Annotated in this window: 29 protein-coding genes and 1 pseudogene; 25 read left to right on the top strand and 5 right to left on the bottom strand. The window is 44.2% G+C overall.

The window, feature by feature from the left end; genetic code table 11:
• Positions 1-45: 45 nt before the first annotated feature.
• The 4 genes from B160_RS0119450 to B160_RS0119465 form a co-directional block, all read right to left on the bottom strand.
• Positions 46-1776, bottom strand: a complete 1731-nt coding sequence (locus B160_RS0119450; protein WP_169540108.1) for an alpha/beta hydrolase-fold protein — start codon at positions 1774-1776, stop codon at positions 46-48.
• Between the two features lie 368 nt (positions 1777-2144).
• Positions 2145-3410, bottom strand: coding sequence for a lysine N(6)-hydroxylase/L-ornithine N(5)-oxygenase family protein (locus B160_RS0119455; protein ID WP_018629603.1), 1266 nt, complete (start codon positions 3408-3410; stop codon positions 2145-2147).
• Positions 3388-4440 carry a heparan-alpha-glucosaminide N-acetyltransferase domain-containing protein gene (locus B160_RS0119460; RefSeq protein WP_018629604.1) on the bottom strand — a complete coding sequence of 351 codons (1053 nt, stop codon included), beginning with the start codon at positions 4438-4440 and terminating at the stop codon, positions 3388-3390. Before B160_RS0119460 ends, B160_RS0119455 begins: the two co-directional genes overlap by 23 nt.
• An 18-nt stretch (positions 4441-4458) precedes the next feature.
• Positions 4459-5049 (bottom strand): GNAT family N-acetyltransferase, encoded by a 591-nt coding sequence (locus tag B160_RS0119465; RefSeq protein ID WP_018629605.1) that lies wholly within the window; start codon positions 5047-5049, stop codon positions 4459-4461.
• Positions 5050-5144: 95 nt separating this feature from the next.
• Here B160_RS0119465 and B160_RS0119470 point away from each other — a divergent pair, with 95 nt between their 5' ends.
• Positions 5145-6131, top strand: a complete 987-nt coding sequence (locus tag B160_RS0119470) for an AraC family transcriptional regulator (RefSeq protein ID WP_018629606.1) — start codon at positions 5145-5147, stop codon at positions 6129-6131.
• On the opposite strand, the gene B160_RS0119475 is transcribed toward B160_RS0119470, so the two are convergent.
• Positions 6079-6387 (bottom strand): sigma factor-like helix-turn-helix DNA-binding protein, encoded by a 309-nt coding sequence (locus B160_RS0119475; RefSeq protein WP_018629607.1) that lies wholly within the window; start codon positions 6385-6387, stop codon positions 6079-6081. The two genes, B160_RS0119470 and B160_RS0119475, sit on opposite strands and share 53 nt — an antisense overlap.
• Before the next feature lie 85 nt (positions 6388-6472).
• Between B160_RS0119475 and B160_RS0119480 the strand changes: the two genes are divergently transcribed.
• From B160_RS0119480 to B160_RS0119590, 24 genes and pseudogenes are all read left to right on the top strand, one after another.
• A complete protein-coding gene (locus tag B160_RS0119480) occupies positions 6473-6706 on the top strand; it encodes a helix-turn-helix domain-containing protein (protein WP_018629608.1) in 234 nt (77 codons plus the stop codon).
• A gap of 155 nt (positions 6707-6861) precedes the next feature.
• The gene (locus tag B160_RS0119485) at positions 6862-7284 is read left to right on the top strand and encodes a hypothetical protein (protein ID WP_157558143.1); all 423 of its coding nucleotides are present in this window, start codon (positions 6862-6864) and stop codon (positions 7282-7284) included.
• 381 nt (positions 7285-7665) lie between these two features.
• Positions 7666-8001, top strand: a complete 336-nt coding sequence (locus B160_RS0119490) for a DUF4134 domain-containing protein (protein WP_018629610.1) — start codon at positions 7666-7668, stop codon at positions 7999-8001.
• Positions 8002-8018: 17 nt separating this feature from the next.
• Positions 8019-8819: a phosphoadenosine phosphosulfate reductase domain-containing protein gene (locus B160_RS0119495; protein ID WP_018629611.1), complete on the top strand. Its 801-nt coding sequence runs from the start codon at positions 8019-8021 to the stop codon at positions 8817-8819.
• 3 nt (positions 8820-8822) lie between these two features.
• Positions 8823-9131, top strand: a complete 309-nt coding sequence (locus B160_RS0119500; protein ID WP_018629612.1) for a DUF4133 domain-containing protein — start codon at positions 8823-8825, stop codon at positions 9129-9131.
• 40 nt (positions 9132-9171) lie between these two features.
• Positions 9172-10518, top strand: coding sequence for a TraG family conjugative transposon ATPase (locus tag B160_RS32600; RefSeq protein WP_281163379.1), 1347 nt, complete (start codon positions 9172-9174; stop codon positions 10516-10518).
• A 47-nt stretch (positions 10519-10565) separates the two neighbouring features.
• Positions 10566-11696, top strand: a complete 1131-nt coding sequence (locus tag B160_RS32605) for a TraG family conjugative transposon ATPase (RefSeq protein ID WP_281163380.1) — start codon at positions 10566-10568, stop codon at positions 11694-11696.
• A gap of 10 nt (positions 11697-11706) precedes the next feature.
• Positions 11707-12102 (top strand): hypothetical protein, encoded by a 396-nt coding sequence (locus tag B160_RS0119510; RefSeq protein ID WP_018629613.1) that lies wholly within the window; start codon positions 11707-11709, stop codon positions 12100-12102.
• A 3-nt stretch (positions 12103-12105) separates the two neighbouring features.
• Positions 12106-12777: a hypothetical protein gene (locus tag B160_RS0119515; protein WP_026309882.1), complete on the top strand. Its 672-nt coding sequence runs from the start codon at positions 12106-12108 to the stop codon at positions 12775-12777.
• Positions 12764-13423 (top strand): hypothetical protein, encoded by a 660-nt coding sequence (locus B160_RS0119520; RefSeq protein ID WP_018629615.1) that lies wholly within the window; start codon positions 12764-12766, stop codon positions 13421-13423. The genes B160_RS0119515 and B160_RS0119520 overlap by 14 nt, the downstream gene beginning before the upstream one ends.
• A gap of 85 nt (positions 13424-13508) precedes the next feature.
• On the top strand, positions 13509-14144 hold the full coding sequence (locus B160_RS0119525; RefSeq protein WP_040680201.1) for a hypothetical protein: 636 nt from the start codon (positions 13509-13511) through the stop codon (positions 14142-14144).
• Positions 14145-14203: 59 nt separating this feature from the next.
• Positions 14204-15481: a conjugative transposon protein TraJ gene (gene traJ, locus B160_RS0119530; RefSeq protein ID WP_018629617.1), complete on the top strand. Its 1278-nt coding sequence runs from the start codon at positions 14204-14206 to the stop codon at positions 15479-15481.
• Between the two features lie 3 nt (positions 15482-15484).
• Positions 15485-16099, top strand: a complete 615-nt coding sequence (traK, locus tag B160_RS0119535) for a conjugative transposon protein TraK (RefSeq protein ID WP_018629618.1) — start codon at positions 15485-15487, stop codon at positions 16097-16099.
• Between the two features lie 11 nt (positions 16100-16110).
• Positions 16111-16608 (top strand): hypothetical protein, encoded by a 498-nt coding sequence (locus B160_RS0119540; RefSeq protein WP_157558145.1) that lies wholly within the window; start codon positions 16111-16113, stop codon positions 16606-16608.
• The gene (traM, locus tag B160_RS0119545; RefSeq protein ID WP_018629620.1) at positions 16592-17917 is read left to right on the top strand and encodes a conjugative transposon protein TraM; all 1326 of its coding nucleotides are present in this window, start codon (positions 16592-16594) and stop codon (positions 17915-17917) included. The genes B160_RS0119540 and traM overlap by 17 nt, the downstream gene beginning before the upstream one ends.
• A gap of 25 nt (positions 17918-17942) precedes the next feature.
• Complete coding sequence (gene traN / locus B160_RS0119550; RefSeq protein ID WP_018629621.1) at positions 17943-18767, top strand: conjugative transposon protein TraN; 825 nt, start codon at positions 17943-17945, stop codon at positions 18765-18767.
• Positions 18764-19663, top strand: a complete 900-nt coding sequence (locus B160_RS0119555) for a hypothetical protein (protein ID WP_018629622.1) — start codon at positions 18764-18766, stop codon at positions 19661-19663. The genes traN and B160_RS0119555 overlap by 4 nt, the downstream gene beginning before the upstream one ends.
• A gap of 144 nt (positions 19664-19807) precedes the next feature.
• Positions 19808-20038: pseudogene (locus B160_RS32610) on the top strand (DNA cytosine methyltransferase); the annotation flags it as partial.
• A gap of 43 nt (positions 20039-20081) precedes the next feature.
• Complete coding sequence (locus B160_RS32285; RefSeq protein WP_245562249.1) at positions 20082-20798, top strand: hypothetical protein; 717 nt, start codon at positions 20082-20084, stop codon at positions 20796-20798.
• A gap of 144 nt (positions 20799-20942) precedes the next feature.
• A complete protein-coding gene (locus B160_RS0119570) occupies positions 20943-21281 on the top strand; it encodes a hypothetical protein (RefSeq protein ID WP_018629625.1) in 339 nt (112 codons plus the stop codon).
• Between the two features lie 73 nt (positions 21282-21354).
• Positions 21355-22791 (top strand): hypothetical protein, encoded by a 1437-nt coding sequence (locus B160_RS0119575; protein ID WP_018629626.1) that lies wholly within the window; start codon positions 21355-21357, stop codon positions 22789-22791.
• A 31-nt stretch (positions 22792-22822) separates the two neighbouring features.
• Entirely contained in the window at positions 22823-23080 is a 258-nt protein-coding gene (locus B160_RS0119580; protein WP_040680171.1) for a hypothetical protein, read from the top strand.
• A 12-nt stretch (positions 23081-23092) separates the two neighbouring features.
• Positions 23093-23392 carry a helix-turn-helix domain-containing protein gene (locus B160_RS0119585; RefSeq protein WP_018629628.1) on the top strand — a complete coding sequence of 100 codons (300 nt, stop codon included), beginning with the start codon at positions 23093-23095 and terminating at the stop codon, positions 23390-23392.
• Positions 23393-23691: 299 nt separating this feature from the next.
• The gene (locus tag B160_RS0119590; RefSeq protein WP_018629629.1) at positions 23692-25644 is read left to right on the top strand and encodes a DUF4365 domain-containing protein; all 1953 of its coding nucleotides are present in this window, start codon (positions 23692-23694) and stop codon (positions 25642-25644) included.
• Position 25645: the final 1 nt, after the last annotated feature.

Genomic DNA, 25645 nt, shown 5'->3' on the forward strand with positions numbered 1-25645 from the left:
CACAATCTAATCATAGAACATTGTCAGTAAGCAACTGCTGTTTGGTTATTTTTGCGCAATTATCACTGTTATTCTTTTATTACTTTCGAATACAATATTTCTTATAGTAATCAAACCTTTCTCATCTGCCATAACGTAGCCGGTAGTGTTTCCTACTTTAACAGCATAGTTTCTCCCTTTTACTACATGGAAATTTTGCAGCCTTCGAGGTGTTAAATCGACCGATACTTTTTGGGCTGATGCTGTATCTTTTAAATATATTTCCGTACTCCATTTTTCTTTCGTGTCTTGTACGTTTTCCCAATAAAGTCCTCGGTTCATCCCACCTTTCAAATCTCCATCATCTTTATTTCCGTTTCCGGGATCATTATTTTCAGAAAAATTGGAAAAAGCGGGGTAACTCTTGTTAAGAGCCATACGAGGATGGAGTTGAAAATAATTAAGCATATCTTGAGGAGCTTCATGGTACATGTCATGTCCGCCATTATTCCAGTAAGCAACGAACCCAACGCGAGAAGCGTTCATTTGCCTGTAAAACGATGGATTATTAATCCAGGGCATTGATTTATCAGTACGCCCGTTTAATACTACAATAAATGGCAACTCTTTTATGCTGTTTGCAATAAGCTTTTCAGAATTCATTCTATCTAACACGGAGATACCTTCATTGGTCATTATGGTTTCATCACAGATTCTGCCACAAATCCCGTCTAATCTGCCAATCGTTGTTTTTCCATCAATATCCGATTTCCTGGTATATGCGGGTAACGGTACAGTAGCAAAAATTGATGTAAAAACTTCAGGATGATGAAGTCCGATTGAAAGAGCACCAGTGGCACCCATAGAGTTCCCCTCTAAATAGGTTTGAGCGGGATTAGTCCCAAAATACTGCTGTGCCCATTTTACCAGGTAGAGAATATAGCGTTCAGTATAATTAATTACTACGCCATTTTTGGCTTTTTTGGTATCATAAATAAAATTGTTGCAGCCATACCACCAGGTATTGATAGCGCGTACATGATCTCTCTCGTCTGGAGAATAATCTAACGGTCTGCCTACCCATAGCCTGTCATACGGTTCTATTACAATTCCATCCTGTTTTTTGTATACGAAAAATTTTCGGGCCAGCCCCTCTCTCCAGCCCATTGTACTATCTCCAAATAGTAAAAAATTAGATTTACGACTTAATTTTAAGTCCCCGCCCCGTCCGTGTAATTTAATAGTAAGTGATTGACCTTTAGCCGCTCCTGCAGGAGGCGTATTTCCTAATTGAATAGGCATGGGTAAGCCCGATTTAACAATTACCGGCTTTTTAAGTGAATTTTTCCCAGGAACAATACTAAAATCTTCTTTTTCATTGGTAACGGTTGTAACAGCAAAATATACTCCTTTTTCATCGCCGGCACATACAGTATGAACAAACAGGCCAGAAGCAGGATTTAACAGTCTTTGTGGACGAATAGTAAATCCGTGGGATCGGTCAGGTTTGGCATTTTTATCAAAAGAAGCGGGATCAAGCCACCAATCGCAAGCAGAATAAGGTTCAACGTGGTGGCCTATTTGCTTTGCCATTTTAATATTCTTGGCAGTTATTGGATCATCATATTCATATATATTATAATATACATTACCCTTTTGTTCAATTTCGTTCCAGGTTAAAAAAACCTGACCCTGTTGATATATTGCCGAAAGATTAGAAATTTCTAAAGAAGCATTGGCGGGTAAAACACAAAAAATAGAAAATAAACATACAGACGTAGTAGATAACAATCGCATAAAAAGCATTATAGTTATAATAAAAAACTAAATTATAATGCCATTTCTGTAACAATTGTATCAACCGTATCAATTTCTAATACTCTTTTCTCAAAATCAATCAAGATGACCCAAAAAACAAAAATTTTCTTAAAGTTACAGACCTAATATTTCTAATAATGATACAATAGATATAGTCTTTGAGAAATACCTTACAGCCCCGATATTTCCGTTGTCATACTTTCACAAACATTTGCAATTATAAAACCACCTCATAGTGGCGAAATTTAAAAATTTACAACCGCTCTTTGAAATACATATGATTATACTCTTATTTAAGTCACTGCTCAAACCGTTCATTTTTGGATTTTAAAACAGAATTTTCGGTGCTAAATAATCCCAAATTTTTGAAATATTATTTTTCTTTTTGTTTTAAAGTATGCTTTTTTAGATATGGTATTTAGGATTATCGTATTTCGATATGGTCCGAGACTTAGGTCGGCAGCATTAAAGCCATGTGTATCCTGCTCTGCGTTCTGAATAAAAATACTGTCGTACGCATCGATAGAATAATTACGTTTAGCATTATATGTATCATTGGCATTGAGTTGAAGCTGACTTCTCATTGGTGTTAAAAAGTCAGGGAACGTTGAATGGAACCCTGTAGCAAGAACAATTGCGTGTGTATTATGCTCAATAGATTGGCCCAATAGTCGGTGATAAAAATTACAGGTACAATTCCGACCATGCTTTTTTATATCAGTCAATTCGCAATTTGCCTCAATGTGAATCGGAGAAGAATTTTCTTCAATCCATTGTTCATATAAAAGATTATAAATTTCATTAATTAGGTTAGAATTAATTCCTTTATATAGAACACTGTGTTTAGGAAATAGCTCGTCTCGTTTTTCTTTATTCAGCGAAAAGAAAAAATCAATGTACTCCGGCGTGGACATTTCAAGTGTAAGTTTTGAATATTCCATCGGGTAGAAACGCTCAGCCCTTGTAAACCAATTTAATCCCTTTTTAAAGCGATCGCGTTGATGCAGCAGATCATAAAATATTTCTGCTGCACTTTGTCCCGAACCGATTATAGTAACAGAAGGCTGAGATAATAGCCGTTTCCTGTAAAACAGGTAATCTGAGGAATGGATCACATTTTCATGTTCTTCAAGATTAGTGATTTTCGGAATATAGGGAATATCGCCAATTCCAATTACAATATGCTTGGCATAGTAAAAAGTTTTATTAGTTGTTATCTTATAATTCTCCCCGGAAGGCTCAATCAGCGTGCAGATTTCATTGAAGTGAAGATTTTTTAAAAGAGAACAGACCCATTGGCAATAGCCATTATATTCCTTTCTTGTAATAAAAAGCTGCTCGTTTATTCCAAAACGGTACATTCTATTGTTTTCACATAGATAATTTAAAAAGGAATAACGACTGCGGGGATTTACAGGGGTCACAAGATCCGCGTAAAAGGGCACCTGCATACGAGTACCTGGGATCATCATACCTGGGTGCCAGTCAAAAGAAGGCTTACTGTCAATAAAAATGCATTTTAATTGGGATATGTCATCACAGAGTGCTGCAAGGCCTAAATTAAAGGGGCCTATACCAATGCCTATAAGGTCAAAAACTTTTGTTGTGTTCATAGCGTTGTTTAATGCGGTTAATAAAAAAGGTGAGGATATAGGTATCGGCTGTGGTTACCGTCATTACTATTGCGGAATGTACTGCATCCAACTCACGGAAACCGAACACTGGCAGCAGCCAGCAAATCATTACCCATTGGATAAGGTAGATGAGCGTAATATTTTTGCTGGAATAGCTCAGCAGGTCAAAGAACAGGTTGCTTCTTATTCTTGTGGCTATTAGATGCCAGCAACTAAGGCATACCAATACAACGCCCAGATGCCAACAAGTAACATTAACCGGTGTACGGTAAAACCCGTCCGGGTCAACAACGGGATTAAAAAGTTGCCATACAAATCCGCCTGTAAGTAATATAATACCTGTAATTCCACAACGCTTCATTGTTTCGGGTTGATCCTGTTTTAAATAATACCCGATGCAAAGACCGGTTAAAGGATAAACCAGCCAGGGAAAGAGCGGGAAGAATACCTTTGGCGGGCGCCCCGTTGCCAGTCCCGCCAGGTAGTGCAGCACAGGCAAAGCCGGCTGCCTGTCCCAGAGCAGCGGGCTGAGGACTGCAATGGTTGCAGCGCCTACAAAAGCCCACCATTGGTAATTTCTAAGACGGTACAAGCCGTATAAGATACACTGTGCAATAGCTGCAAAGTGCAGGATATCGCCCATGCTGAAAAGCCTTTGAGTAACTGAGTCGCTTTTATGGATGCCGAGCGCTTCCAGCACTCCTGCCGGCAGCCATCCGAACTCATAAGGCCATACAAATTTTAAGGTATTTAATAAATAGCCGAGGATCAACAACCAGAATGCCCTTGCTAATATCGATTTAAAAGTATGGTCTGACTTAAGCGCGAAAGAAACGCCCATCAGCAGCATTAGCATTTGTCCGCCAGGGCCTTCGGCAATGGCGATCAGGAAAATGCCTAATACAGATTTATGTACGATTAACCGGCTGTAGAGCATGCCGGTATGGATAGCGGGTATAAAGAAAACGGTAAAGCCCCGCGCCAGGTCAAGAGAGCGAATACGATTCATATAGCAATGGATTAAGTTTTAAAAGAAAGGATATTGGTCTTTTTTGATGAGGTACAAATGGGCAGATTTATAGGAGAGCTTAATGGGTTTCAGAAAAGCAAAGCCCACTTTCCTTGCCAGCAAAATAGCCTTTTCATTACCGGCGTCCGGTTCTGCATATAGCTTTCCCGCTTCGGGCATTGAAAAGTAAAAGGAAAGAAAGGTTTTCAAAGCGGCTTCAGACAGGCCTTTGGCGGACTGCCTGGGAGGCTGCATTATGAGGTGCAGGCCGCAATCATTATCCCCCGCATTTACATGATCCTGCAATTCATCTGTATGTACCATGTATAGGTCTACCTGGCCTATAAGCTGTTCATTATAAAGAATGACAAACGGATGCGCCCAGGGATGACGCAGCAGCATGTTGTAGGTATCTTCTAATAGTTTCCGCGAACCGTTCATTTGCCAGAACCGGATCGCATAGCTTTCATTGACCCAACCGTATAATATATCCAGGTCCGTTTCCGGGCACAGGCTGCGAACAGAAAGAACGCCCATTTCGGATTGGATAGAAAACAGAATGGACTGCTGTTGAGTTGGTTTGAACCAGGCTGATTGATTTGTGAGCATTGTTACAATTTTTTGGTAAAGGCTGCAAGCTATCTGCACCCTTATCAAAAGTTTGTACTTAAATCAATTAAAAATCAACCTAAATCTATTTTGTTATGACTTTGGAAATTCATGATGGGAATGGAAATCGGATAGAGATCCTGACTGAAATACCCCATAACCTGAAACGCTATGTACTTCCTTATACTAAGCCTTTTGCAATAAAAGGCGACACGTTTAAAGCCCTGACGCTGAAATTTAAGGGGAATGGTTTTGCAGCCTGGTATTCGCGGTACTGGATGGACGATTATACAGTACTTAAAGCCAGGGACGCCATGCCGGTATTGGAATTGCGACTTTCGTTGAGAGGAAGCATTAAAGGCACCTGGGATAAGGTAGATGACCCGTTGCTCCCGGTGCATTATTTTCAAATGAGCTTTGTGCCCTATATTATTACGAAAGCAATATTTGAACACGCTATGGAGTATCACACTTTCGACATTCACTTTGAGCTTCCCTTTCTCCAGGAACTGGGCATTGATTATAACACTTTAGAGCGTTTTATCCATAAGGTCGTTCATGAAGAGCCTGCGGCCATCAGCGACTATCCCCATCGTTGCACTCCTTTAATGATAGCTGAAGTGAATAATATCCTGAATAATTCTTTTACGAAAGCGGGTAAAAAGCGCCTCCTGAAAAATTGTGTGACCAATATTTTGATAGCGGCGCTGGAGGAGGTCGGTAAACAGGAAATGGAAACATTGCCGCTTAGCAAAGATGATATTGAGGCGTTATATTATGTCCGGTCGCTGATCGAACAGCATGTACCGATATATCCGGGAAATGATGTGCTCGTCAGCAAAGCCCGGCCAGCTCTCAACGCTTTTAAGCTCAGTTATGGGTTTAAGCGGCTTTTTCACACAAGCCCGAAAGAATACTACCTGCAAATCAGGTTCAGGATGGCTAAGGAAATGCTACGGGAAGGCCAAAGCGTTTCCGCTGTCGCCGCCAAATTATATTATGAAAGCCCCTCTACTTTTATCAAAGAGTTTAGAAAGCGATTTGGCTATACTCCGGGATTTTATCAAAAACACGGGGATTAAAATAGGCGTACAGCCTGAAGATGCTGATGGTATAATGATTACGCACCACGGAAACTGATTTATTCATAACCCTGGCGATTTCTTTAAAGGAAAGCCGGTTTCGGCAATGAAGGTCTAAGACCTTTGCTGCATCCGGCTTCAGGGTCGCCAGGGCTTTTTCCATCTCTTCATCTGAATAATGACCGCAAAGGTATTCCCAGTAAGCATCTCGCTGTTTATTGTTGTTCAGCTGCACATTAAAGTATTCGTATTGCATAACAGCCGCTTTAAGGCCCACTTAACTATAACTAATTGTCCGCTGCCTGCAATTACCGGAATTTAGCTATCACTAAGTGAAATTAATGAAGCCGGTATCCAAAATTGATAGGTATGCGATCAGGAAAGTGAAAGAACGTAGGATTGCCCTCGGTAAATCTCAATTAGATCTTGCCAATGATATGGACGTATCTGTTGGTTTTATCGGACAGGTAGAAAGCGATAAGTTCAAAGCGCATTATTCCCTTGAACGACTCAATCAACTGGCTAAAGTTCTTAAATGTTCCCTCTACGATTTTCTTCCTAAAGAGCCTTTATAAATCCGGCGCTTAGCCAAAGATATATTTTTTTGCCCATTTCGCTTAGTTATAGATAAGTGAAAGTAAAATAATAGAAACAGGTACATTTTTTCTTTTTATTGGTCTATACTTCGGCCGTTTCACGGCTCATATTTGTGTTCTAAATGACAAACAATATGCAAACGATTATGACCTGGGGGCAGCTACTGACCTGTCTTTTTATATTTCTTGTATGTTATTACGCGGCTGTGCTGGCCTTATGCTATCGCCATGATCTGGTAACGCTGGGCAGCCGCTTTATGAAGCAGGAATTGCGGGACGCGGAAAATGAAAGCTCCGGCGAAGAAAGCGACTATGAAGCCCTGTATACCAGCGTGCATGAGTTAATGAGAGATTGCAAAGATGTGTTTACAAATGTAACCAATGCGCCCATAGATAAAAACCGGTTGATCTCGGATTTGAGCCGCAAGGTAAAGTTACACCCTGACATAAAAGGAACCGCTTTCCAGGTATCAATGTCCAACCATATAGCGCAGGAGGCATCGCACCGGCTGGGGGTTGAGCTGGAAGATGACGAGCTGGAAAGGATCTGGCAGTAGCCGGGAAGATAAGGCCTCCGTTTCCCTTATGTGCGGCATTCGGATAAAGTGGGAAAGATCGGGAGCGGAGGCCGCCTAAATCCTGTCCGCAATGCCTGTCCCTCCTTACGGTGGTCGTCTCAGCCATTGGGATTGGGCAGCGGCAGGTTTTTAAAGAATAGATAATGCCTGGGTTCCGTTTAAGTCGTATTGGTTCAACGGAATATTTAAGCCCAAAATAGTCCTGCCGGCAGCTTTGCCTCTTTGGTTTCTGATCGTCTCTTAAAGACGCAGGTTGCGGCAGGTTTTTAAAAAAGTATCACCTGCTTATAGTTTATAAGACAGTGTGTGAGAAAAAGTGCAGAATGAAGTTCTTATTAATTATAAAAAGCAGATGTGTATATGAAAATGTGGAGCGGGGCTGCTTTTGGCAGCAGGGAGGTGAAGCTATGTGCGGTAGCCTGTGGAGTTCTTTTGCTTGGTAGCGTGCAGGCGTTGGCGCAGGATGGCTCGGCTGGTATTGAAGAAGCCAACACACTGGTGCGCCAGTATTTCGATACCGGCATCAACCTGATGTACGCGGTTGGGGCCGTGCTCGGGCTCATCGGAGCGGTTCGCGTATATCAAAGATGGAGCGCAGGCGATCCGCACACCGGGCAGATTGCAGCTTCGTGGTTTGGAAGCTGTATTTTTTTGGTGATCGTGGCCACCGTGCTGCGTAGCTTCTTTGGCTTATAGACCCCAATGCGCATATTATGAGCCAGATAATAGCAGATGCGATGGAGAAATATAAGCCGGTTAAGATCCTGTTGATGTTTTCAGGTGGGCACGATTCATTGTGCAGCACTCATTACAGCGCGGCTTTTTTGCAGGCCATCGGTCAGGAGTTTACGGTGTATCATGGTAATACGGGTATTGGTATCCGGCAAACAAGAGAATATGTTTACTCCCTAGTGAACAGCTTTAGATGGAGTTTTCAAGAAGGGCATCCCCGGCTGGGAGAAACCTATGAAGATTTCGTCAGGAAGTGTGGCTTCCCCGGACCAACCCGACAAATGCATCAAATCATGTGCACCCGGCTTAAAGAAAGAGCGCTCAGGCAATATGTTACGTATGGTTGTAAGTCTACTCCTCATGCCAGGGAAAACGTGTTATTGATCACCGGGATCAGAAAGACCGAAAGTAAGATCCGCATGGGCTATACACAGCATACACAAAAAGATGGCAGCCGGATCTGGTGTAATCCTATTTTCCATTGGAGCAAACGCGATTGCGATGTTTATATGCAACAGTTCGGGCTACCCCGTAACCCGGTAAAAGACAAAATCTGCATCAGTGGAGAATGTTTATGTGGTGCTTTTGCCCGGAAGGAAGAATGGGCGGAAATCAAAGCGTCCTACCCCGAAGCAGCAGACGAGATTGAACGATTACACCAGATAGCCATTGCTAACGGGCATCCGTGGCCCTGGGCGTCAGGTCCTGCTACGTATTATAAACATAATCCACCGGGGCAAATGAAAATGTTTATGTGTGTTGGATGTGAAAGTAAAAGATGAGTTATGGCAAGTGTGTATCAAATCAACCGAGGCGTTAATCAGCCGGTAATGTTTAAGGGCCTGAAGGCGCAGTATATCTGGTACTTAGGCGGTGGGCTGGTGATACTCCTGATCTCATTTGCCATCCTTTATATCTACGGCGTCAATATGTTTGTCTGCCTGGGAATAATCTTTACCAGCGGCGGCGTCCTTTTTAAAAGAGTATATAGCATGAGCCGTAAATACGGTGAATATGGGCTAATGAAAAAGATCGGCAAACGCCAGGTGCCGAAGCTGATCAAGAATAACAGCCGGAAGATTTTTATAAGATAAAGTGGGCAACCACCATTGTGAAGTAAAGAAAAAAGTGTGTATGAAAAAATGGTTAGGCGACCTCCTGCCCATTATGGATGTGGAGCATGACGCAATTGTAAGCAAACAGGGAGATATCTCTATCGTATTTAAGGTAACGCTTCCAGAAGTGTTTACACAGTCGGATGATAATTATGAAGCATTGCACCAGGGTTTTATTAAAGCCATTAAGGTGCTACCAAAAGAAACAGTGTTTCATAAACAGGATTACTTTGTACAGTCGAAGTTTCAAGCAATTAAGAAAAAGGATGATACTTCTTTTCTTTCGCAAAGCAGCGATCACTTTTTTGAGGGCAGGCCATATCTGGAGCATGACTGTTATATCACGCTGACCAAAAAACCGGCTGGAAGAAAAATATCCAGTTCTGTGTTTTCCAGTTTGCTGCGCCCGACGATTGTCCCGGAGCAAACCGTTAGCCGGAGTGCCTTGCAGGATTTTGAAGACAGCGCCGGGCAGTTTGCAAGAATACTGTCTGATACCGGTGTGCAGCTCGAACGGATCAGGGACAAGGATATTCTTAGTGAACGCGGGCGTGTGGGACTGATTGAGCGCTACTGTACACTGTCAGAACAGCCGGATCATCTGCTGGTAAAAGACCTGCAATTAAAAGACGGGCTGAAGATCGGCGACCAGCATTGCCAGCTCTATACTTTGGCAGATGTTAGCGACTTACCAGCATTATGCGGTTCACGGATCAATTATGATAAATACAGCACCGACCGGACAAAGTTCTCTATTGGTTTTGCTTCCACGCTCGGATTACTGCTTCCCTGTAACCATGTATATAATCAATACATATTTATTGGAGACGCAGGAGTAACCATGAAAAAGCTGGAGAGCAAGCGACTGCGTTTACAGTCATTAGCCGCTTACTCCCGCGAAAATGCGATTGCAAGGGATGCCGTGGGTGATTTTTTAAATGAATGTGTGAGCGAACAGCGATTGCCGGTAAAAGCGCATTTTAATGTGCTGGTGTGGACGGACGAACCCGATGAGCTGAAAGACATTAAAAATAAGGTTACTTCTGCGCTGGCGCAGATGGAAGCGGCGGTAAAGCTGGAAACAGCCGGGGCCGCGCAGATCTGGTGGGCGGGCATTCCGGGCAATGCAGCGGACTTCCCCATGAACGATACATTCGATACATTCTGCGAACAAGCGTGCTGTTTTCTCAACCTGGAAACCAATTACCGGGACAGTGATAGCGAAATAGGCATTCGCCTGGGCGATCGGTTAACCGGAAAGCCTGTGTTTTCGGACATCAGCGATGAGCCGGTAAGAAAAGGTATTTGCACGAACAGAAATAAATTCATATTGGGGCCCTCCCCGTGCCGGGCCATTCTTAACTGAGTGGCCCGGCATATTCTGGATCAGGCAAAAGCTTCTTCACCAACCACATGGTAAGAAGCTATTACGAAGCAGGCGCTCATGTTGTGCTGGTAGATGTGGGGCATAGCTATAAGGGACTATGCGACCTGGTAGATGGGTATTATTTCGCTTATAGCGAACAAGACCCGATCCGGTTCAACCCTTTCTACATCGGTGAGGGCGATAGCCTGGACATCGAAAAAAAGGAGAGCATTAAAACGCTCCTGTTAGCTCTTTGGAAAAAAGATGATGAATCTTTCTCGCGAAGCGAATACGTGGCGCTGTCTAATGCGCTTCAGGGATATTTTGAAAAACTGGCCAGCCCATCCCCAACCCTTCCCGAAGGGAAGGGAGGAAACCCGATCTTTCCCTGTTTTGATACTTTCTATGAATACGTGCAGACAGATTTTATGGAAGCGCTGAAAAGGGAAAATGTTCGGGAGAAATATTTTGATATTGACAATTTCCTTTTTGTACTCAGGCCCTTTTACTCTGGTGGTGAGTTTGATTATCTGCTGAACGCGACAAAGAACCTGGATCTGCTACAGCAACGCTTTATTGTCTTTGAGCTGGATAACATAAAAGATCACGCCATTTTTCCCGTGGTCACGCTGATCATCATGGAAGTGTTCATTTCCAAGATGCGCAAACTAAAGGGTATCCGTAAGATGATCTTAATCGAGGAAGCGTGGAAGGCACTGATGCGGGATGGGTTTGCGGCTTATATCAAGTATCTGTTTAAGACGGTAAGGAAGCATTTTGGAGAGGCCATTGTCGTGACACAAGAAATCGAAGATATCATTTCTTCTCCTGTTGTGAAGCAGGCGATCATTAATAATTCGGATTGCAAGATACTGCTTGACCAAAGTAAGTATCAAAATAAGTTCGATGATATACAGGCGCTGTTGGGATTAACCGAAAAAGAAAAGGCTTTGGTACTCTCTGTCAATAAAGCCAATGATCCGACAAAGAAATATAAAGAGGTCTTTATTTCACTCGGTGGCACTCTTTCAAAAGTCTATCGAACCGAAGTATCGCTGGAAGAGTACCTCGCTTATACAACAGAGGAAAGAGAGAAAGTAAAAGTGCAGCAGTATGCCGCTGAATACGGCAGTATTGAAAAAGGGATTGAAGCACTGGCTTTGGAAGTGACTCAATAAAAAAAAGTTTATGGAAACAAATCAGGTTATCAGGCAATGCCCGGTTTATTTAAGTTTTCTTGTATGTTATATGATGAGCTGCAACCGCATTGCCAATCGTGAAATTTTGGATTTTATTCCCGGCACGTATGTCCGAACTATTGATCATGAATTTGCGACCGGTAAGGACACACTTATTATTACGCCGCTGGAAGGCGCGATGTATAAGATCGTGAAGCGTTCGGGTTTCCGGCGCATCCATAATGGTAAAGAGCTTCCTTACGAACATAAGAAAGAAACCTGGTCCGGGCAGTATGACGTTAAAACAGGTGCCATCCAGGAATTGCAAAACGGCAAGGTCATTTCCTTTAATCCGGATAAAGATCAACTGTTATTAGGAGGCGTAACATATAATAAAGTGAAATAAGTTATGAAGAAAATAGTACTAATGATGACGCTGTGCTTAGGTCTTACATTGATGCCTACACAAAAAAGCCATGCCATTGTTTGGGTGGTGGTAAAAGCTGTACTCGTAAAAGTGATCAAAGCAATGGACCTCGCAGTGCAGCGATTGCAGAATAAAACGATCTGGTTACAGAACGCCCAAAAGACATTGGAGAATACGCTGTCCAAAGTGAAGCTGGACGAGATTTCCGATTGGGTGCAAAAAAATAAAGAGCAATATGCCAAATATTATGATGAGCTGGCGCAGGTAAAGACGGCTATCAGCGGCTACCGGAAAGTGAAAGAGATTATCTCTAAACAGATACGCCTGATAGATGAATATAAACAAGCCTTTGGCCTGTTTAAGCAGGACCCTCATTTTACGCCGGAAGAGATTAATTATATGACCAGGGTTTATACCGGCATCGTGGATGAAAGTGTAAAGAACCTGGATCAGCTCTTTTTGGTTGTTAGCAACCTGGAGACAAAGATGACGGACGGCAGGCGTTTGGAGATCATATCAAGGACTGCTGAAAATATTGACGCCACGCTTTCCGACCTGCGGTCTTTTAACGCGCAGAACATTAAACTCAGCCTGCAAAGAGCAAAGGATCTCAAAGATGTGGAAACGGTAAAAGCATTGTATGGTATTGAATAAATTTTTTATGAAAGTCATTGTGATATTGTGTATTAGTATGATGACGGCATTGGGTTCGCAGGCGCAGGGTATCAAGCAATGGTTCAGCCAGAAGCAAACGCAGACCGAGTACCTGGTCCAGCAGATCGCGGCGCTTAAAGTTTATACGGGCTACTTACAGAAAGGTTATAAGATCGTCCAGGACGGGTTAAATACAATTGGCGATATCAAGGACGGGCATTTTAAATTAGACCAGGCTTTCTTTGACGGGCTGAAAATGATCAATCCTAAAGTCCGTAATTACAGCCGGGTAGCGGATATCATATTGCTGAACATACGATCGGTCGAACTGTCCGGCAAAGCAATGAAGAGTGCCCGTGGTAGCAAACTGTTTTCCGGTGAAGAGCTGGATTATGCATCGCAGATATTTAATAAGGCGCTGGACGGTTGCGCGGAGCTGACCGAAGAACTTACGCAGATCCTGACGCCGGGTGAACTGCAACTCAGCGATGACGAGCGTATAAAAAGGATTGATGGGGTCTATGCAGCAATGAATGACCGGTACCAGTTTATCAATCGTTTTTATGGCGATCTGCAATTATTGCAGGCGCAGCGAAACAGGGAGTTAACAGACGCCAAAGGCGTTCAAAAAATGTATGGGCAATGAAACAGAGCATGAGAAATTTCTTTTTCGGATAAATAAAATTAATGCGATGTTCCATCCGACCATTAAAAACATAAAAAAGATACGGATGAAAAAATGTATTTTAATAATAACGATATTCTTTTGCTGGATAGCATTTGTACCCTCTGCATCGGCGCAGGCGGCGGAGCTGGAGCAACTGGCTTTGAATATTGAAAAGCTGGCGCAGTTCAAACAGATCCTGTCAGATATGAAAAAGGGATATGAAATCCTGACGGGCGGTTATAATACGGTAAAGAACATTTCGGAAGGCAATTTCAAATTGCACCAGGTGTTTTTAGACGGATTGATGCAGGTCAGCCCCGCAGTGAAAAAATACAAACGGGTAGGCGACATTATCAATTACCAATTGCGGCTGGTAAAGGAATACAAGGCTGCCTTTAACCGTTTTAAACAAGCCGGTTGGTTTAAACCCGACGAGATCGACTATATGGGTAAGGTGTATGGCAAGCTGGTAAACGAAAGCCTGGAAGCCCTGGATGATCTGTTGGTCATTGTTACGGCAAACAAGTTAAGGATGTCGGATGAAGAACGGCTTTCAGCCATCGATGATATTTATAAGGATATGTCGGACAAGCTTGAGTTCCTGCGCCGGTTTAACGACCAGGCGGAAGTACTCAGCTTGCAGCGGGCCAGGGAAATGAAAGACGTAAAGACCCTCCGGGGCATGTACGGCAACCCCTGATCATTTCGGGTTGTGTGTGGATGGTATGGATAGTGGAGACTGGTAAAATTTGAAATGAAATGAGGAAAGTTTGGAAAGCTGCGGCTCTCACCGCAGTAGTGGGCATGTTATTGCCATTGACAGGAAATGCACAGAGTGAGCTCAGTGATTGGGCAGGTGAAATTCAAAGCCTGCATAGCGTGTTGGACCAGTTGCACGCGGAAATGCTGCCGCTTTGCTCGGAGCTGATCGGTGTGGGACGGGGCATTGCAGGCTTTGCCGCATTATGGTTTATTGCCGCCAGGGTATGGGGTCATATCTCCCGTGCGGAATCTATCGACTTCTATCCTTTATTCAAACCGTTCGTGATAGGGTTCGCGGTGGCTTTTTTCCCCGCCTGTATTGCGCTCATCCAGGGCGTGATGCAGCCGGTTGTTAATGGCACCAAAAACATGGTCGAAAAATCAGACGCTGCCATTGCGGTATTGCTTAAACAAAAAGAGGAAGCCGTCAAAAATTCCAAATACTATGAGATGTACGTGGGACCATCAGGCGAAGGCGACCGCGACGCCTGGTATCGCCACGCCTACCCGGACGAAGATCCATCAGGAGAAAGCTGGATGGAAAAGATCGGTAACAATATCCGGTTTGCGATGGCAAAGGCAAGCTATAATTTCCGCAACAGTATTAAAGAGGCCATAGCTGAAATTCTTCAATTATTATTTGCCGCTGCCTCTCTTGCCATTAACACTATGCGGACTTTCAACCTGATCATTCTTGCGATCCTGGGGCCGCTTGCTTTTGGATTAAGCGTATTTGACGGGTTCGGCAGTACTATCCGGCATTGGCTGGCCCGTTATATCAATGTTTTTCTTTGGCTGCCTATCGCCAACATTTTCGGCGCAGTCATTGGAAAGATCCAGGAGCAAATGCTGCAAATTGACATCAACCAGATTGCAGACGCCGGTGATACTTTTTTTAGCCGGACTGACCTGGGCTATATGATCTTTTTGATCATTGGTATCCTGGGATATTTTTCTGTGCCGAGTATTGCCAACCAGATCCTTTGGGTGGGCGGCGGCGATTCGCTTACCGGCAGGGCTACCGGCGCAGCCGGTATGGCGGCAGGCGCTGCAATGGCCGCAGGTGGTATGGCGACCGGTGTAACCGAAGCTGTTGCCGGCAGGGCTGTCGCCGGAGCCGGTAATATCCTGAAAGCGCCTTACAATATCCACCAGGGTTATTCCGGTAACGACAAGGGTTCAGGTACGGCTGCTAATATCGGCAGCAAGGTAGGGAAAGCCGGGGCGTATATGTATGATAAATTAAAAGGGGGCGATAAAAAGGAAAAAGAATAAGATATGTTCAGGAAGATGAAAAATATTGATACGGCGTTCCGATATGTGCGTTTGTTTACATTGGTTATTGTAACCGGGAACCTGTTGTTATGCGGATATATTGTTTACCGTACTAATGTTACCCTTACAGCAAATAAAGGGAAAGTGTATGTGATGGTAAACGGCAAACTGGTAGAAGCTGTCGCTATGGAACGCAATATACCTGTTGAGCTCCGGGACCATATCAGAACTTTTCACACGCTTTTCTTTACGCTTTCTCCCGATGAAAAGGCGATACAGGCGCAGATCACTAAAGCGCTGTACCTGGCGGACGGTTCCGCCCGTAGGGAATACCAGAACCTGAAGGAAGCAGGTTATTACAGCAATCTTATTTCGGGCAATATTTCTCAAACAATAGATATTGACAGTATCGAGCTGGATATGGGTGTAACCCCTTATAAGTTCCGGTGCATCGGGCGGCAGTATATTACCCGGCCTACTTCGGTGCTTACCCGCAGTATCGTTACACAGGGGTATGTGCGTACCGGGATGATACAAAGTGATAACAATAGTCATGGGTTCCTGATTGAGCGTTGGGAGATCGTCAGCAACAATGATATTAAAACTGAAAGCAGGTAAAATAATGAGCCATGTTTAAATTATTCAGGAGAAGAAAGGTCAGGACTTCGGTGATGTATGGGGCGTTTCAAAAACTGGGACAGGTTGTGGAACGAAAGCAGCGCAAAGCTGCGGACTATCTGAACCAAAAAACAGCTACGCTCTCGCGCAGGCAGGCGGTTACGGGCCTTATTATTTTCTGCCTAATGTTTGGCGGCAGTTCTGCCTTTACCATTTGGCACTCTTTGAGCTCGCCCGGCAGCGCCATAAAAATACAGTCGATGTCTGTATCCCGACATTCAATGACTCCTGTTAATGACGCACGTATGCGGGTAGAGCTGACCAGCAGCGAAATGGAAAGTATCCGTCTGTTCCGTCGTTACCTGGACAGTTTACAATTAACCAGGTCCGGGCGCATGATCTATGACAGTATTGTAAGGGTTCGTCCAGGGTTATTTGACAGCCTGGCTTTTATCGAGCAGGCATATCATGAACAATTAAAAACAAATGAAGATGGAAAAGAAAAATGAGGAGAACGGAAGTCCGCAGTATTCGGCGAAATTCCTGCGACAAAGAAAGTTTTTATTGGTAGCGCCGGTACTGGTCGTGCCATTTTTGATCCTGCTCTTATGGACAACCGGCCTGGTCGGAAATGCCAAAGCAGAGACGAAATCCGGAACAGCGTTCCAGGGGCTTAATCTAAACCTGCCCTCTGCTGCACCCGCTAAAGACAGCAACTGGAACAAGCTCAAATATTATGAGCAAGCCGATAAGGATTCTGCGAAACTAAAATCGCAATTACGCAGCGATCCTTTTTATAACCAGTTGGACCAGGAAGATGAAGAACCGAGTATGAAGGGCGTATCAGAAGCTGATTACAGCGAGATGTTGTACGGCCATGAACCAACAGGTTCTTATAACAAGCAAGACAAAAATGAGCGAAAGGTTTATCAGAAACTGGCAAGGCTGCAGCAGGAGATTAACCGGGAACCTGAAAGCGGGGCTCTCGTTCCAGCGGCAACCGCATCCCCGGTTAGCAGCGATATCAGCCGCCTGGAAAATATGATGCAGCAAATGCAAGGCAGTAAGGAACCTGATGCAGAGCTGACTCAATTAAACGGGATGCTCGAAAAAGTGCTGGACATACAAAACCCGGAGCGGGTACAGGAAAAAATACGCCAGCAATCAGAGCAAAATAAAAAGCAGGCGTTCACCGTGCAGGCCCCGCAAGAAGATGTGGTCTCCGTCCTGGAATCCAAAAAGAATGTATATGACCGCACAGATAGTTTACCGGGACCCATGCGGGAACTGGTTAACGGTAACCGGTTTTATTCTTTGGATGAGGCCGCTGTGCAAACACAGGCCCGGCGCGCTATTTCAGCAATGATCCCGGAAACCCAAACACTGGTAAGCGGAGCGACCGTGAAGATGCGGCTGCTGGAAGATGTATATATAGCAGGCATCAAAGTGCCCAAAAATCATTTCGTATATGGCAAGGCCACGTTAAATGGGGAACGTTTACAAGTAACCGTTTCTTCTATTGGATACGATAATAATATACTTCCTGTTGCCCTTGAAGTATATGATAAAAAGGACGGTCTTGCGGGAATAGGCATTAAGGGCGCTATTACACGGGATGTTGCTAAAAACTCGGCCTCGCAATCATTGCAAGGGCTTGGTACGCTTAATACTTTGGACCCGTCCTTTGGCGCCCAGATGGCCACAGCCGGGTTAAATATGGCGCAGAACCTGGTAGGCAGAACAGCGAAGCTGGTAAGGGTCACGGTTGAAGCGGGCTACCCGGTACTGCTAAAAGACGATAATCAAAAAGACAAATAATTTTTAAAATCTAAATAGAATTGTGATGAACAGAATTTGTGCAGCAGGGTTAATGAGTGTATGTTTTTTATTTGCCCACAAAATAACTAAAGCCCAGGACGCTGATCCAACAACGGCAAGTATAAAGCCTTATGAGATAGCCGTTGGTTATAACCAGACCACCAACCTGATCTTTCCTTATGCCGTTAAAAGCGTGGACCGGGGTAGCAGTTCAGTATTAGCTCAGAAAGCCAAAGGCGTGGAAAATATTTTACAGTTGAAAGCGGCGGATGAAAATTTTGCTCCTACTAATGTATCGGTGGTTACTGCCGATGGTCGGTTCTATTCTTTTGTATTAAGCTATGAAGACCGGCCGCTGCACCTGAATATCAGTTTTGCAGGCGATAGGCCTGTTCAGCTTGCCGGTGAAGCGACCAATGCGCATGAGTTGGAAAACGAGGCTTTCCGGGTTATGGGTACGGCCCGGTTTATGGGATTAAGGCAGAACAATCAATCGCTTCGGTTACAACTTCAGGGCGTTTTTCTTTCCGATAACAATCTCTGGTTAAAGCTAAGAATGGATAATCGCTCGCAGGTAGATTTTCAACCGGCCTATATCCAGTTTTTCCTGCGCGATAAAAAACGTTCCAAACGCACGGCCCTCAATGAAACTGAGATCACACCGCTGTACCTGCCAGACTATAAAATGGTGAGGGGCAATAGTTCGGCAGCATGGCCGGTAGGCTTTAATGCGTTCACGGTGCCCCGCCATCAGCGTTTACTCATGCAGGTTGCCGATGCAAGCGGCGGGCGTATGATCGTGTTGCCTATAAAAAGTCCGCGTTTCCTAAAGGCCCGGAGATTGCATTGATCCTTTCAGTTCAAAGCAGCAATAATGCTGCCTTTAAAGTATTTTTTATTCACTGCCGGGTTCCGGCAGTCGCCGGGACAATTGGCGCAAATCCAATTAAAATGAAGATATTTCAATCTATTATAATAGCATGTATTGTAGTTGTTTTTTCCGTTGGTTGTCAGAAAAATGAAAATGCAAAACCGCCCATTCCGGTACCTGACAATGAACCGACCAATCAAATGAACCCTTATGATGATTTTGGGTACTGGCATAACGTTATCCTGGATTCTATTGAACAGGAACGGAAGACTGGCAGGTGCGGCGGTTTTACAGGTTCCTGCAATTATATCCGAAAGTTCTACCGGATGAAAAACTGGCCGGAGTTGGCGCAGGACCATTTTAATGAGATCCCGCAGATAGTGGTAGATGCTTCCGCCGATATCTATGGGTTTATTGACCGATCACAGTGGAGCGATGCAGTTAAGACAAAGCTGGTGCAGCTTATTCAAATCCTGGTAGATGAAGGGGATGATAGCTGCACTTATGCCTGCCTGAAAAATAAAGTCAAAGACTTCGAGGAAGAGGTATTGCAAACTAACTTATCAGCTATTGATAAAGAAGTGATCTTAAAAGCTGCTTCCGTTGCAAGGTACTCTGGATACCGGTGGATGCAACGTCCTGAACTAAGAGAAGGTTACGATCATAATGTATTGCTCGCACAATTTCAATCCAATGGGCTGGCCGTTAATAGAGTTAACGCAATGGGAGACCGCAAGCCTAATATCTTCCAAAGGATCGGTAAATGGATAGCAGTAACGGCAATGGATGTTGCCGGGGCAATTGGCGATCTAAGCATTGCCAGCGGCGCGGAAACCAGCGATTACATTTCTCACATGATAGATATGACGAGTTAAAAAAGATGGGAATTGATAGCAATGCGCTGACGATAAAGGATAAAGTTATTTTAAGCAAGGATAAACAAACGAGGAAAATGAATAGTGATGCGACATGGAAGTTTATTCAGCGGGATCGGAGGGTTCGACCTGGCCGCTTCCTGGATGGGATGGGACAATGCGTTCCATTGCGAGAAAGACCCGTTTTGCAGGAAAGTGCTGCAATACTACTGGCCGGAGGCGGTAAGTTATGAAGACGTCTGCCGCTTCGATGCAACGCAGTATCGAGGAACTGTTGATATTATCAGCGGGGGCTTTCCCTGCCAGCCTTTCAGTACAGCCGGACGGCGAAAGGGCACGGAAGATGACCGGTACCTCTGGCCGCAGGCTCGCCGCATTATTGAACAGGTCCGGCCTCGCTGGATCGTTCTTGAAAACGTTGCTGGACTGTTCACCATTCTGGAGCCGGAGGGTTTATCTGAAGTGGAAATCAAAGCGGTTGAGCTTTTTTGTGCGGACAAAGCACAGCCGCAGACCAGCGCCATTGTCCGGCTTCAAAAGCGCGTCATTGGAAGCATTATATCAGAAATCGGGGCAGCAGGATATGTACTACCGCAGCTCACCGATGGCACGCCAGTCGTTTTGTGTATTCCAGCTTGCGCCGTCAACGCACCGCATCGGCGCGACAGAGTATGGTTTGTTGCCCACGCCGACGGCGCAGCAGATCGACAGTATTGTGATCAACCTAGAAGAAGGGATGATCAGCCAGCGGACGAACAAGCAGGGCAAAAAGCGGCAGCAGTCGCTGAAGGACGCGCTGATCGAGCATACCCTGCGATGGGGCCTGATCCCTACGCTGACAGCGATGGACAGCAACGGTGCGACCGCCCGGATGAAGTCGACACGCGTAAGGCCGGGATATATGGCAGGGGTAACGCTCAGTCGGCTGATCGCTATGCTGCCGACCCCGGTAGCCAGGGACTGGAAGGGACCGAAGGCCAGGGAGTACAACGGAAAGGTGGACAGTCTTCCCGGTTCGCTGCAATTCCTGGCTGGGATGAATGGCCCGCTCAACCCGCAGTTTGCGGGGGAAATGATGGGATTCCCCGCGAACTGGACGGTATTACCTTTTCTAAGTGGCGAACGGAAAGCGTAAAGGCATACGGCAATGCTATCGTGCCGCAGATCGCACTGGAACTGTTCAAAGTGATCGGGCAGTTGGAAAAGGTATTTAATCATTAAAAAAAGTAATTGTCATGGACGGGAATGAAATGAGACGATAAATAATAAAAGATATGCGATGGAAAGGAAGTTGTTGGAAGGGAAATTATCCCGTGAGGAGGCACAGGAATTAAAAGAGATGCTCCGTATTGAAAGAGAAAAAGGGAATAGGTTGGCCGTAGTACCGACAGAAAAAGACCCGATAACCAAAGGAGATATCACGTACTATGCAACGGCTTTCGATGCGTGGCAATACATCGAGCGACAGCCTGGGCAGGAAGACTTTTATGTTCTTCGTTTGGTGATCCTGCTGCAAGATGAGGTTGACCGGATACTTGGAATTAAACAGGCCTGGTTGCAGCAGCAACGACAGGAACCCAAAGAAAATTCATCGCATAAACGTCGCTTGTCACGATAGTCGGGCAAATTATAATGGATATGAGATCAACCGAGGGTTGGAATGTTTTACCGTTTCACCAAAATGAAGAGCTATGTTAATAGAGCAGGAGGATTTTAAAAGCATCTATGATCTTTTAAAACAACAGCAGCGATATGGCGCATCGGATGTTTTTTATATACCGGAACGCGCGGTCACATCCGAAAATCTGACATTTTGTAATGGATTGGGGGATATCGCGTTGTTCTATCATCGTCATCCTCGCGACGCAGATTGGTATGATTCCATAAAGGTTGATTCCGCAGTTGAGGCAATGGAAAAGATTGAAAATGGTAAGATCGTTCCAAAATTAATTAGCGATGATTTTACCGGTGAGCAGTTTTTGGACCTGCGCAGTATTGTAAATAACATGGAGCTGGTTAACCAGTTACGGTACAAAATGCAACATGCCGATTGGCGCCATGAATATTCGGATGATTTTAAGGTGGCCGACAGGGGAAGAAAAGAGTTGATGGGCATACAAACGGACCTGAAGAAATTAAGCAGCTCTCCTGAAGGCCTGGAAACAGCGGTTAAAATGTGGAGGCAGTATGTTCCTCCTCATAGCGTAAATGCACCAGATTTTCTAATAAAAAAAATTGATATTATGGACGAGAATGAAAAGAGCTTTAACGAGAACCAGTTTCGCCGGGTAGGTGCGGACGAAGCGTTTACACCGGACGTAATAAAGCAGATGCAGGACGGAGCGCCGGTGATACAAAAGTCTTTCGTTAAGGAGTATGAGGATGGGAATATGGAGGGAACGCTTCATTTAAAAAAGTCTCAGACATCGGATCATTATTTTATGAACAAGATAGAGGCGTCGACGCAAAAGAACGGCGAAGACGCGCCCCGCAGCCAGACCTTCTATCTTTCTTCCCGCAGGCAGCCCGATGGAGATAACAAGGGCGAGCAGATCAAGGTAGAGAACCGCTATACGCTGAAAGCTATTTTCAACGCTTTGCAGGGAAGGCCGATAGGCGTTCTGCAAACGACAAAAGATGGCGATGCCGAAAGGGTCTGGGAGCGGATCAATTTTAAGAAAAAGCTGGAGAACGGCAACCACGAGGTAAAACGGCATTACCCCAGTTATGGCTTTGACCTGGACAAGACCCTGGCAAATTATTCCATTAAAGAGATGCGCAATGAACAATATGCTGATTCACTGAAAGATTCACTGTACAGAGGGAACCTTCAAAAAGCGACATTCATTGATAAAGACGGTTATGAAGAAAAGCTGTACGTGTCGCCTAATATCAGTCTGGGTTCTATGAATGTTTATGACGAAAACAAAAAACGGGTACCGGATGAAAAGCTGGTGGAAAAAGGATATATCTCGCAGGAGTTTGCGCAGCAATTAAAGGAACGCATTGCGGAGATTAACCGGGAGCTAAGGCCGGAGCGGCAACAAGAAAAAGAAGCTGCGAAGCAAAAGGAAACGCAGCAGCAGGAAGTAACGCAAAAGAGGGTTCCCAAACAAAAGGTCCGCTAAAGTGCAATTGAGTGATCTTATATACGGGTTTATGGATGCGGTTAGCGATGATCCGCGGATCAGCCCTGCCCATATTAGCCTGTACCTGGCGATACTGCATTTTTACCGGAAGCAGGATTGGCAGAACCCGGTCTGTGTTTTTGCAAGGGAGCTGATGCAGCAGGCCAAGATCGGCTCTTCACGGACTTATCATGCCTGTTTAAAGGATTTAAAGGAAGGAGGATACATTAAATATGTTCCTTCCTATAATCCTTTTTTGGGGAGTTTGGTTTATTTGAAAGATATATAAAAGAAAGATAGGATGCAGCGAATGCAAATTTTAATACCTGTCGATATAGATGAATTCTGGAAGCAGATGAAGATTTTATTAGGTGAAGTGCTTTTGGAAAAGAGTGTTACTTGTCCAGATGACCAGAGCGACAGGAATATGAAACTAATAAAAATCAAAGATGTCTGCCGGTTGTTTCAGGTTTCAAAGCCCACCATTTACGATTGGATGAGAAAAGGGCAACTGCGATCCGTAAAAATTGGATCCAGGCGTTTCTTTTTGGCAAGCGACATTAAAGAATTGATTGCGAATAACAGCAACTCCAACCACTAATTTATCAAATTTAGGAGGTGCATTTGGTTCAATCACTGCTATCTGTTTCTCATACTAAACATGTACCAAGCATTAACACCACCGGGTTCCGGGATTTGGTGTGTCAGACCTTCAGGTAATGGATCTGGATTCTTTAAACCGTCATCAATACCTGCATCCGATTTTTGCCGTAGTAAGGTATGAGACAAATATTCTCAATTTCTTTTCAAATCCGCACTCTGCTTTCCGCAAATTTACCATATACCTCCAAAACTACCCTATCCGTTGATGATACTATCTTCGTATTTAAAAGAGGTATTATGGCAATTAATGACAAGCCAAAGGTTGACCCTTCTGCTATGAACTCTGCTCGATCAGAGCGCAAATTGAACGATTGGCTAAATGAAGATTTTGGGTTTATTCTGCGAAAAGAAACTCCCGACAAGGGATGCGACTATATGTGCGAACTGATGGAAGGTGATGAAGCTACAAATTTAAAATTTCCCATTCAGCTAAAAAGCATTCAATCCCCGGAGCTGGCGCAGAATAGTACTTATATTTCCTACCCCATGCTGACTTCCCGCCTTGGGTATATGCTAAATTTGCTGCCTACCACAGGAATCATTGTACTGTATGATGTTTCTTCGGAAAAACTATACTATGATTTCTCCTGTAAGATTTTCGACAGGATTAATAGCGACAGAGGTTCTGGGAAATGGACAAGGCAAGAGTTTGTCAATATCCATGTGCCTATAGCTAATCAGATAACGGAAGAAACGATCAAAAATTTGCATGTATCCTTAAAAACTATATTTGATAATGCTGCGAAAATGCAGTTAGCCAACGGCGGAAAATATGAACTGCCGATAGTTGATATTCCAGGTGATAGGCCTTTTGATTGGAATAACAAAGAACACCTGAAAGGTGCATTAAAGCAATTCGGACTAGCGCTGCTTACCCACTTTGATTTAGCTCCTGTTTTTCACTCTCTTTGCCAATTCACCCAGCAGGAGATCGAAACCAATAGGGATCTACTTATATTAGCTTGCATAGCATATGGGGAGACAGGTCACTTTTACCAGTCAGATCTTTTTATCAGAAAGCTGAAACGAAATTTTGATCTTGATGAAGCAGAAAGAACGATGATCGATTATGCCGAAAGCAAGAACTTGATGCAATTGGGCCGCATTACTGCCGCAGATTTTATTCAGAGGTTGGAAGAAAACAAGCCACAGATACGTGATATCCATAATAAATTAATTATGCGGATCAATCTGCAGCGGCTTCATATCATGGATATTAAAGAATTGAATCCAACGCCACCGGACATCACCGCTGAAATGGGCAGTATCTTTGAAACGATTGAGATGAGTGGGCTTGACGAAGAAATAAAAGATATGCTTACGCTTTGGAACGCAGAACAAGAATCTCACTTGATCACACATCAACTTCACCTTGATTTTCTTTCCTATACGCTTTCGCAAACAGTAAACAGTGACCTACCGATGGAAGAACGCAGACAAATGGCCGATCGGTTCATAAGCAGTGAGACCCTATTTCTAAAAAGAGTAGACGCGATTTACAAGCGAGCATTTGACAAGCAGCATAAACATATTATGGCTACGGCGCTTTCACTACTCGCAAGGCATTTCATTTACAAGCTATTTGCGTTCATCAGTCAAGGCGCACCGTTTCCTGAACCAGAAGAACAGCACAAGAAGTTCTTTAATTTTGCTTTTCAAGCTTATCAACTTTTTGCAGAAATTTCACAACTTAAGGATGCGCACTATTGCCTGTCGAATGCGCTTGAAATTATGTATTCAGCAAAATACTACACCAATGCCCCTGTCGATGAAGATTTTGAAAACCTGATGGCAGACAAAGACCGGATTGAAAAACATCTGATGTTGGACACCTATCCTCTTCAGATACCGATCTTAATCGAAAAGGTAAAAAAGAATGCAGAAGAAAAAAAGGATAATAGCCTGGTTGGCCTCTCGGATAACCAGATTCAACAATTAGCCAAAGTGCTTTTTGCTCCTTTCAGATTTCCTCAAGGACGATTTATCCATCTTCTCAATGAACTCCGCGCTACTCAGTTATTTCAGCAGCGCTGCAGTGCCTCAGATATCAGCCTCCTTTATTCCTATGATGACAACCCCAATAATCGTTACAGTGAACCGGTGTCATTTGTCCTCAAAAATAGAACGACAGGGTTAGAATCCCTTCCATCAAAAAATATAGATGCCTTACTTACATCGTGGGGGTTTTGAG

This window comes from Niabella aurantiaca DSM 17617 (assembly GCF_000374125.1).
Classification (GTDB): domain Bacteria; phylum Bacteroidota; class Bacteroidia; order Chitinophagales; family Chitinophagaceae; genus Niabella; species Niabella aurantiaca.

Excerpts from the sequence above, each read along its gene's own strand:
- B160_RS0119450 (WP_169540108.1), bottom strand. The coding sequence starts at position 1,776 with ATGCGATTGTTATCTACTACGTCTGTATGTTTATTTTCTATTTTTTGT.
- B160_RS0119455 (WP_018629603.1), bottom strand. The coding sequence starts at position 3,410 with ATGAACACAACAAAAGTTTTTGACCTTATAGGCATTGGTATAGGCCCC.
- B160_RS0119460 (WP_018629604.1), bottom strand. The coding sequence starts at position 4,440 with ATGAATCGTATTCGCTCTCTTGACCTGGCGCGGGGCTTTACCGTTTTC.
- B160_RS0119465 (WP_018629605.1), bottom strand. The coding sequence starts at position 5,049 with ATGCTCACAAATCAATCAGCCTGGTTCAAACCAACTCAACAGCAGTCC.
- B160_RS0119470 (WP_018629606.1), top strand. The coding sequence starts at position 5,145 with ATGACTTTGGAAATTCATGATGGGAATGGAAATCGGATAGAGATCCTG.
- B160_RS0119475 (WP_018629607.1), bottom strand. The coding sequence starts at position 6,387 with ATGCAATACGAATACTTTAATGTGCAGCTGAACAACAATAAACAGCGA.
- B160_RS0119480 (WP_018629608.1), top strand. The coding sequence starts at position 6,473 with ATGAAGCCGGTATCCAAAATTGATAGGTATGCGATCAGGAAAGTGAAA.
- B160_RS0119485 (WP_157558143.1), top strand. The coding sequence starts at position 6,862 with ATGCAAACGATTATGACCTGGGGGCAGCTACTGACCTGTCTTTTTATA.
- B160_RS0119490 (WP_018629610.1), top strand. The coding sequence starts at position 7,666 with ATGAAAATGTGGAGCGGGGCTGCTTTTGGCAGCAGGGAGGTGAAGCTA.
- B160_RS0119495 (WP_018629611.1), top strand. The coding sequence starts at position 8,019 with ATGAGCCAGATAATAGCAGATGCGATGGAGAAATATAAGCCGGTTAAG.
- B160_RS0119500 (WP_018629612.1), top strand. The coding sequence starts at position 8,823 with ATGGCAAGTGTGTATCAAATCAACCGAGGCGTTAATCAGCCGGTAATG.
- B160_RS32600 (WP_281163379.1), top strand. The coding sequence starts at position 9,172 with ATGAAAAAATGGTTAGGCGACCTCCTGCCCATTATGGATGTGGAGCAT.
- B160_RS32605 (WP_281163380.1), top strand. The coding sequence starts at position 10,566 with ATGGTAAGAAGCTATTACGAAGCAGGCGCTCATGTTGTGCTGGTAGAT.
- B160_RS0119510 (WP_018629613.1), top strand. The coding sequence starts at position 11,707 with ATGGAAACAAATCAGGTTATCAGGCAATGCCCGGTTTATTTAAGTTTT.
- B160_RS0119515 (WP_026309882.1), top strand. The coding sequence starts at position 12,106 with ATGAAGAAAATAGTACTAATGATGACGCTGTGCTTAGGTCTTACATTG.
- B160_RS0119520 (WP_018629615.1), top strand. The coding sequence starts at position 12,764 with ATGGTATTGAATAAATTTTTTATGAAAGTCATTGTGATATTGTGTATT.
- B160_RS0119525 (WP_040680201.1), top strand. The coding sequence starts at position 13,509 with ATGAAAAAATGTATTTTAATAATAACGATATTCTTTTGCTGGATAGCA.
- traJ (WP_018629617.1), top strand. The coding sequence starts at position 14,204 with ATGAGGAAAGTTTGGAAAGCTGCGGCTCTCACCGCAGTAGTGGGCATG.
- traK (WP_018629618.1), top strand. The coding sequence starts at position 15,485 with ATGTTCAGGAAGATGAAAAATATTGATACGGCGTTCCGATATGTGCGT.
- B160_RS0119540 (WP_157558145.1), top strand. The coding sequence starts at position 16,111 with ATGTTTAAATTATTCAGGAGAAGAAAGGTCAGGACTTCGGTGATGTAT.
- traM (WP_018629620.1), top strand. The coding sequence starts at position 16,592 with ATGGAAAAGAAAAATGAGGAGAACGGAAGTCCGCAGTATTCGGCGAAA.
- traN (WP_018629621.1), top strand. The coding sequence starts at position 17,943 with ATGAACAGAATTTGTGCAGCAGGGTTAATGAGTGTATGTTTTTTATTT.
- B160_RS0119570 (WP_018629625.1), top strand. The coding sequence starts at position 20,943 with ATGGAAAGGAAGTTGTTGGAAGGGAAATTATCCCGTGAGGAGGCACAG.
- B160_RS0119575 (WP_018629626.1), top strand. The coding sequence starts at position 21,355 with ATGTTAATAGAGCAGGAGGATTTTAAAAGCATCTATGATCTTTTAAAA.
- B160_RS0119580 (WP_040680171.1), top strand. The coding sequence starts at position 22,823 with ATGGATGCGGTTAGCGATGATCCGCGGATCAGCCCTGCCCATATTAGC.
- B160_RS0119585 (WP_018629628.1), top strand. The coding sequence starts at position 23,093 with ATGCAGCGAATGCAAATTTTAATACCTGTCGATATAGATGAATTCTGG.
- B160_RS0119590 (WP_018629629.1), top strand. The coding sequence starts at position 23,692 with ATGGCAATTAATGACAAGCCAAAGGTTGACCCTTCTGCTATGAACTCT.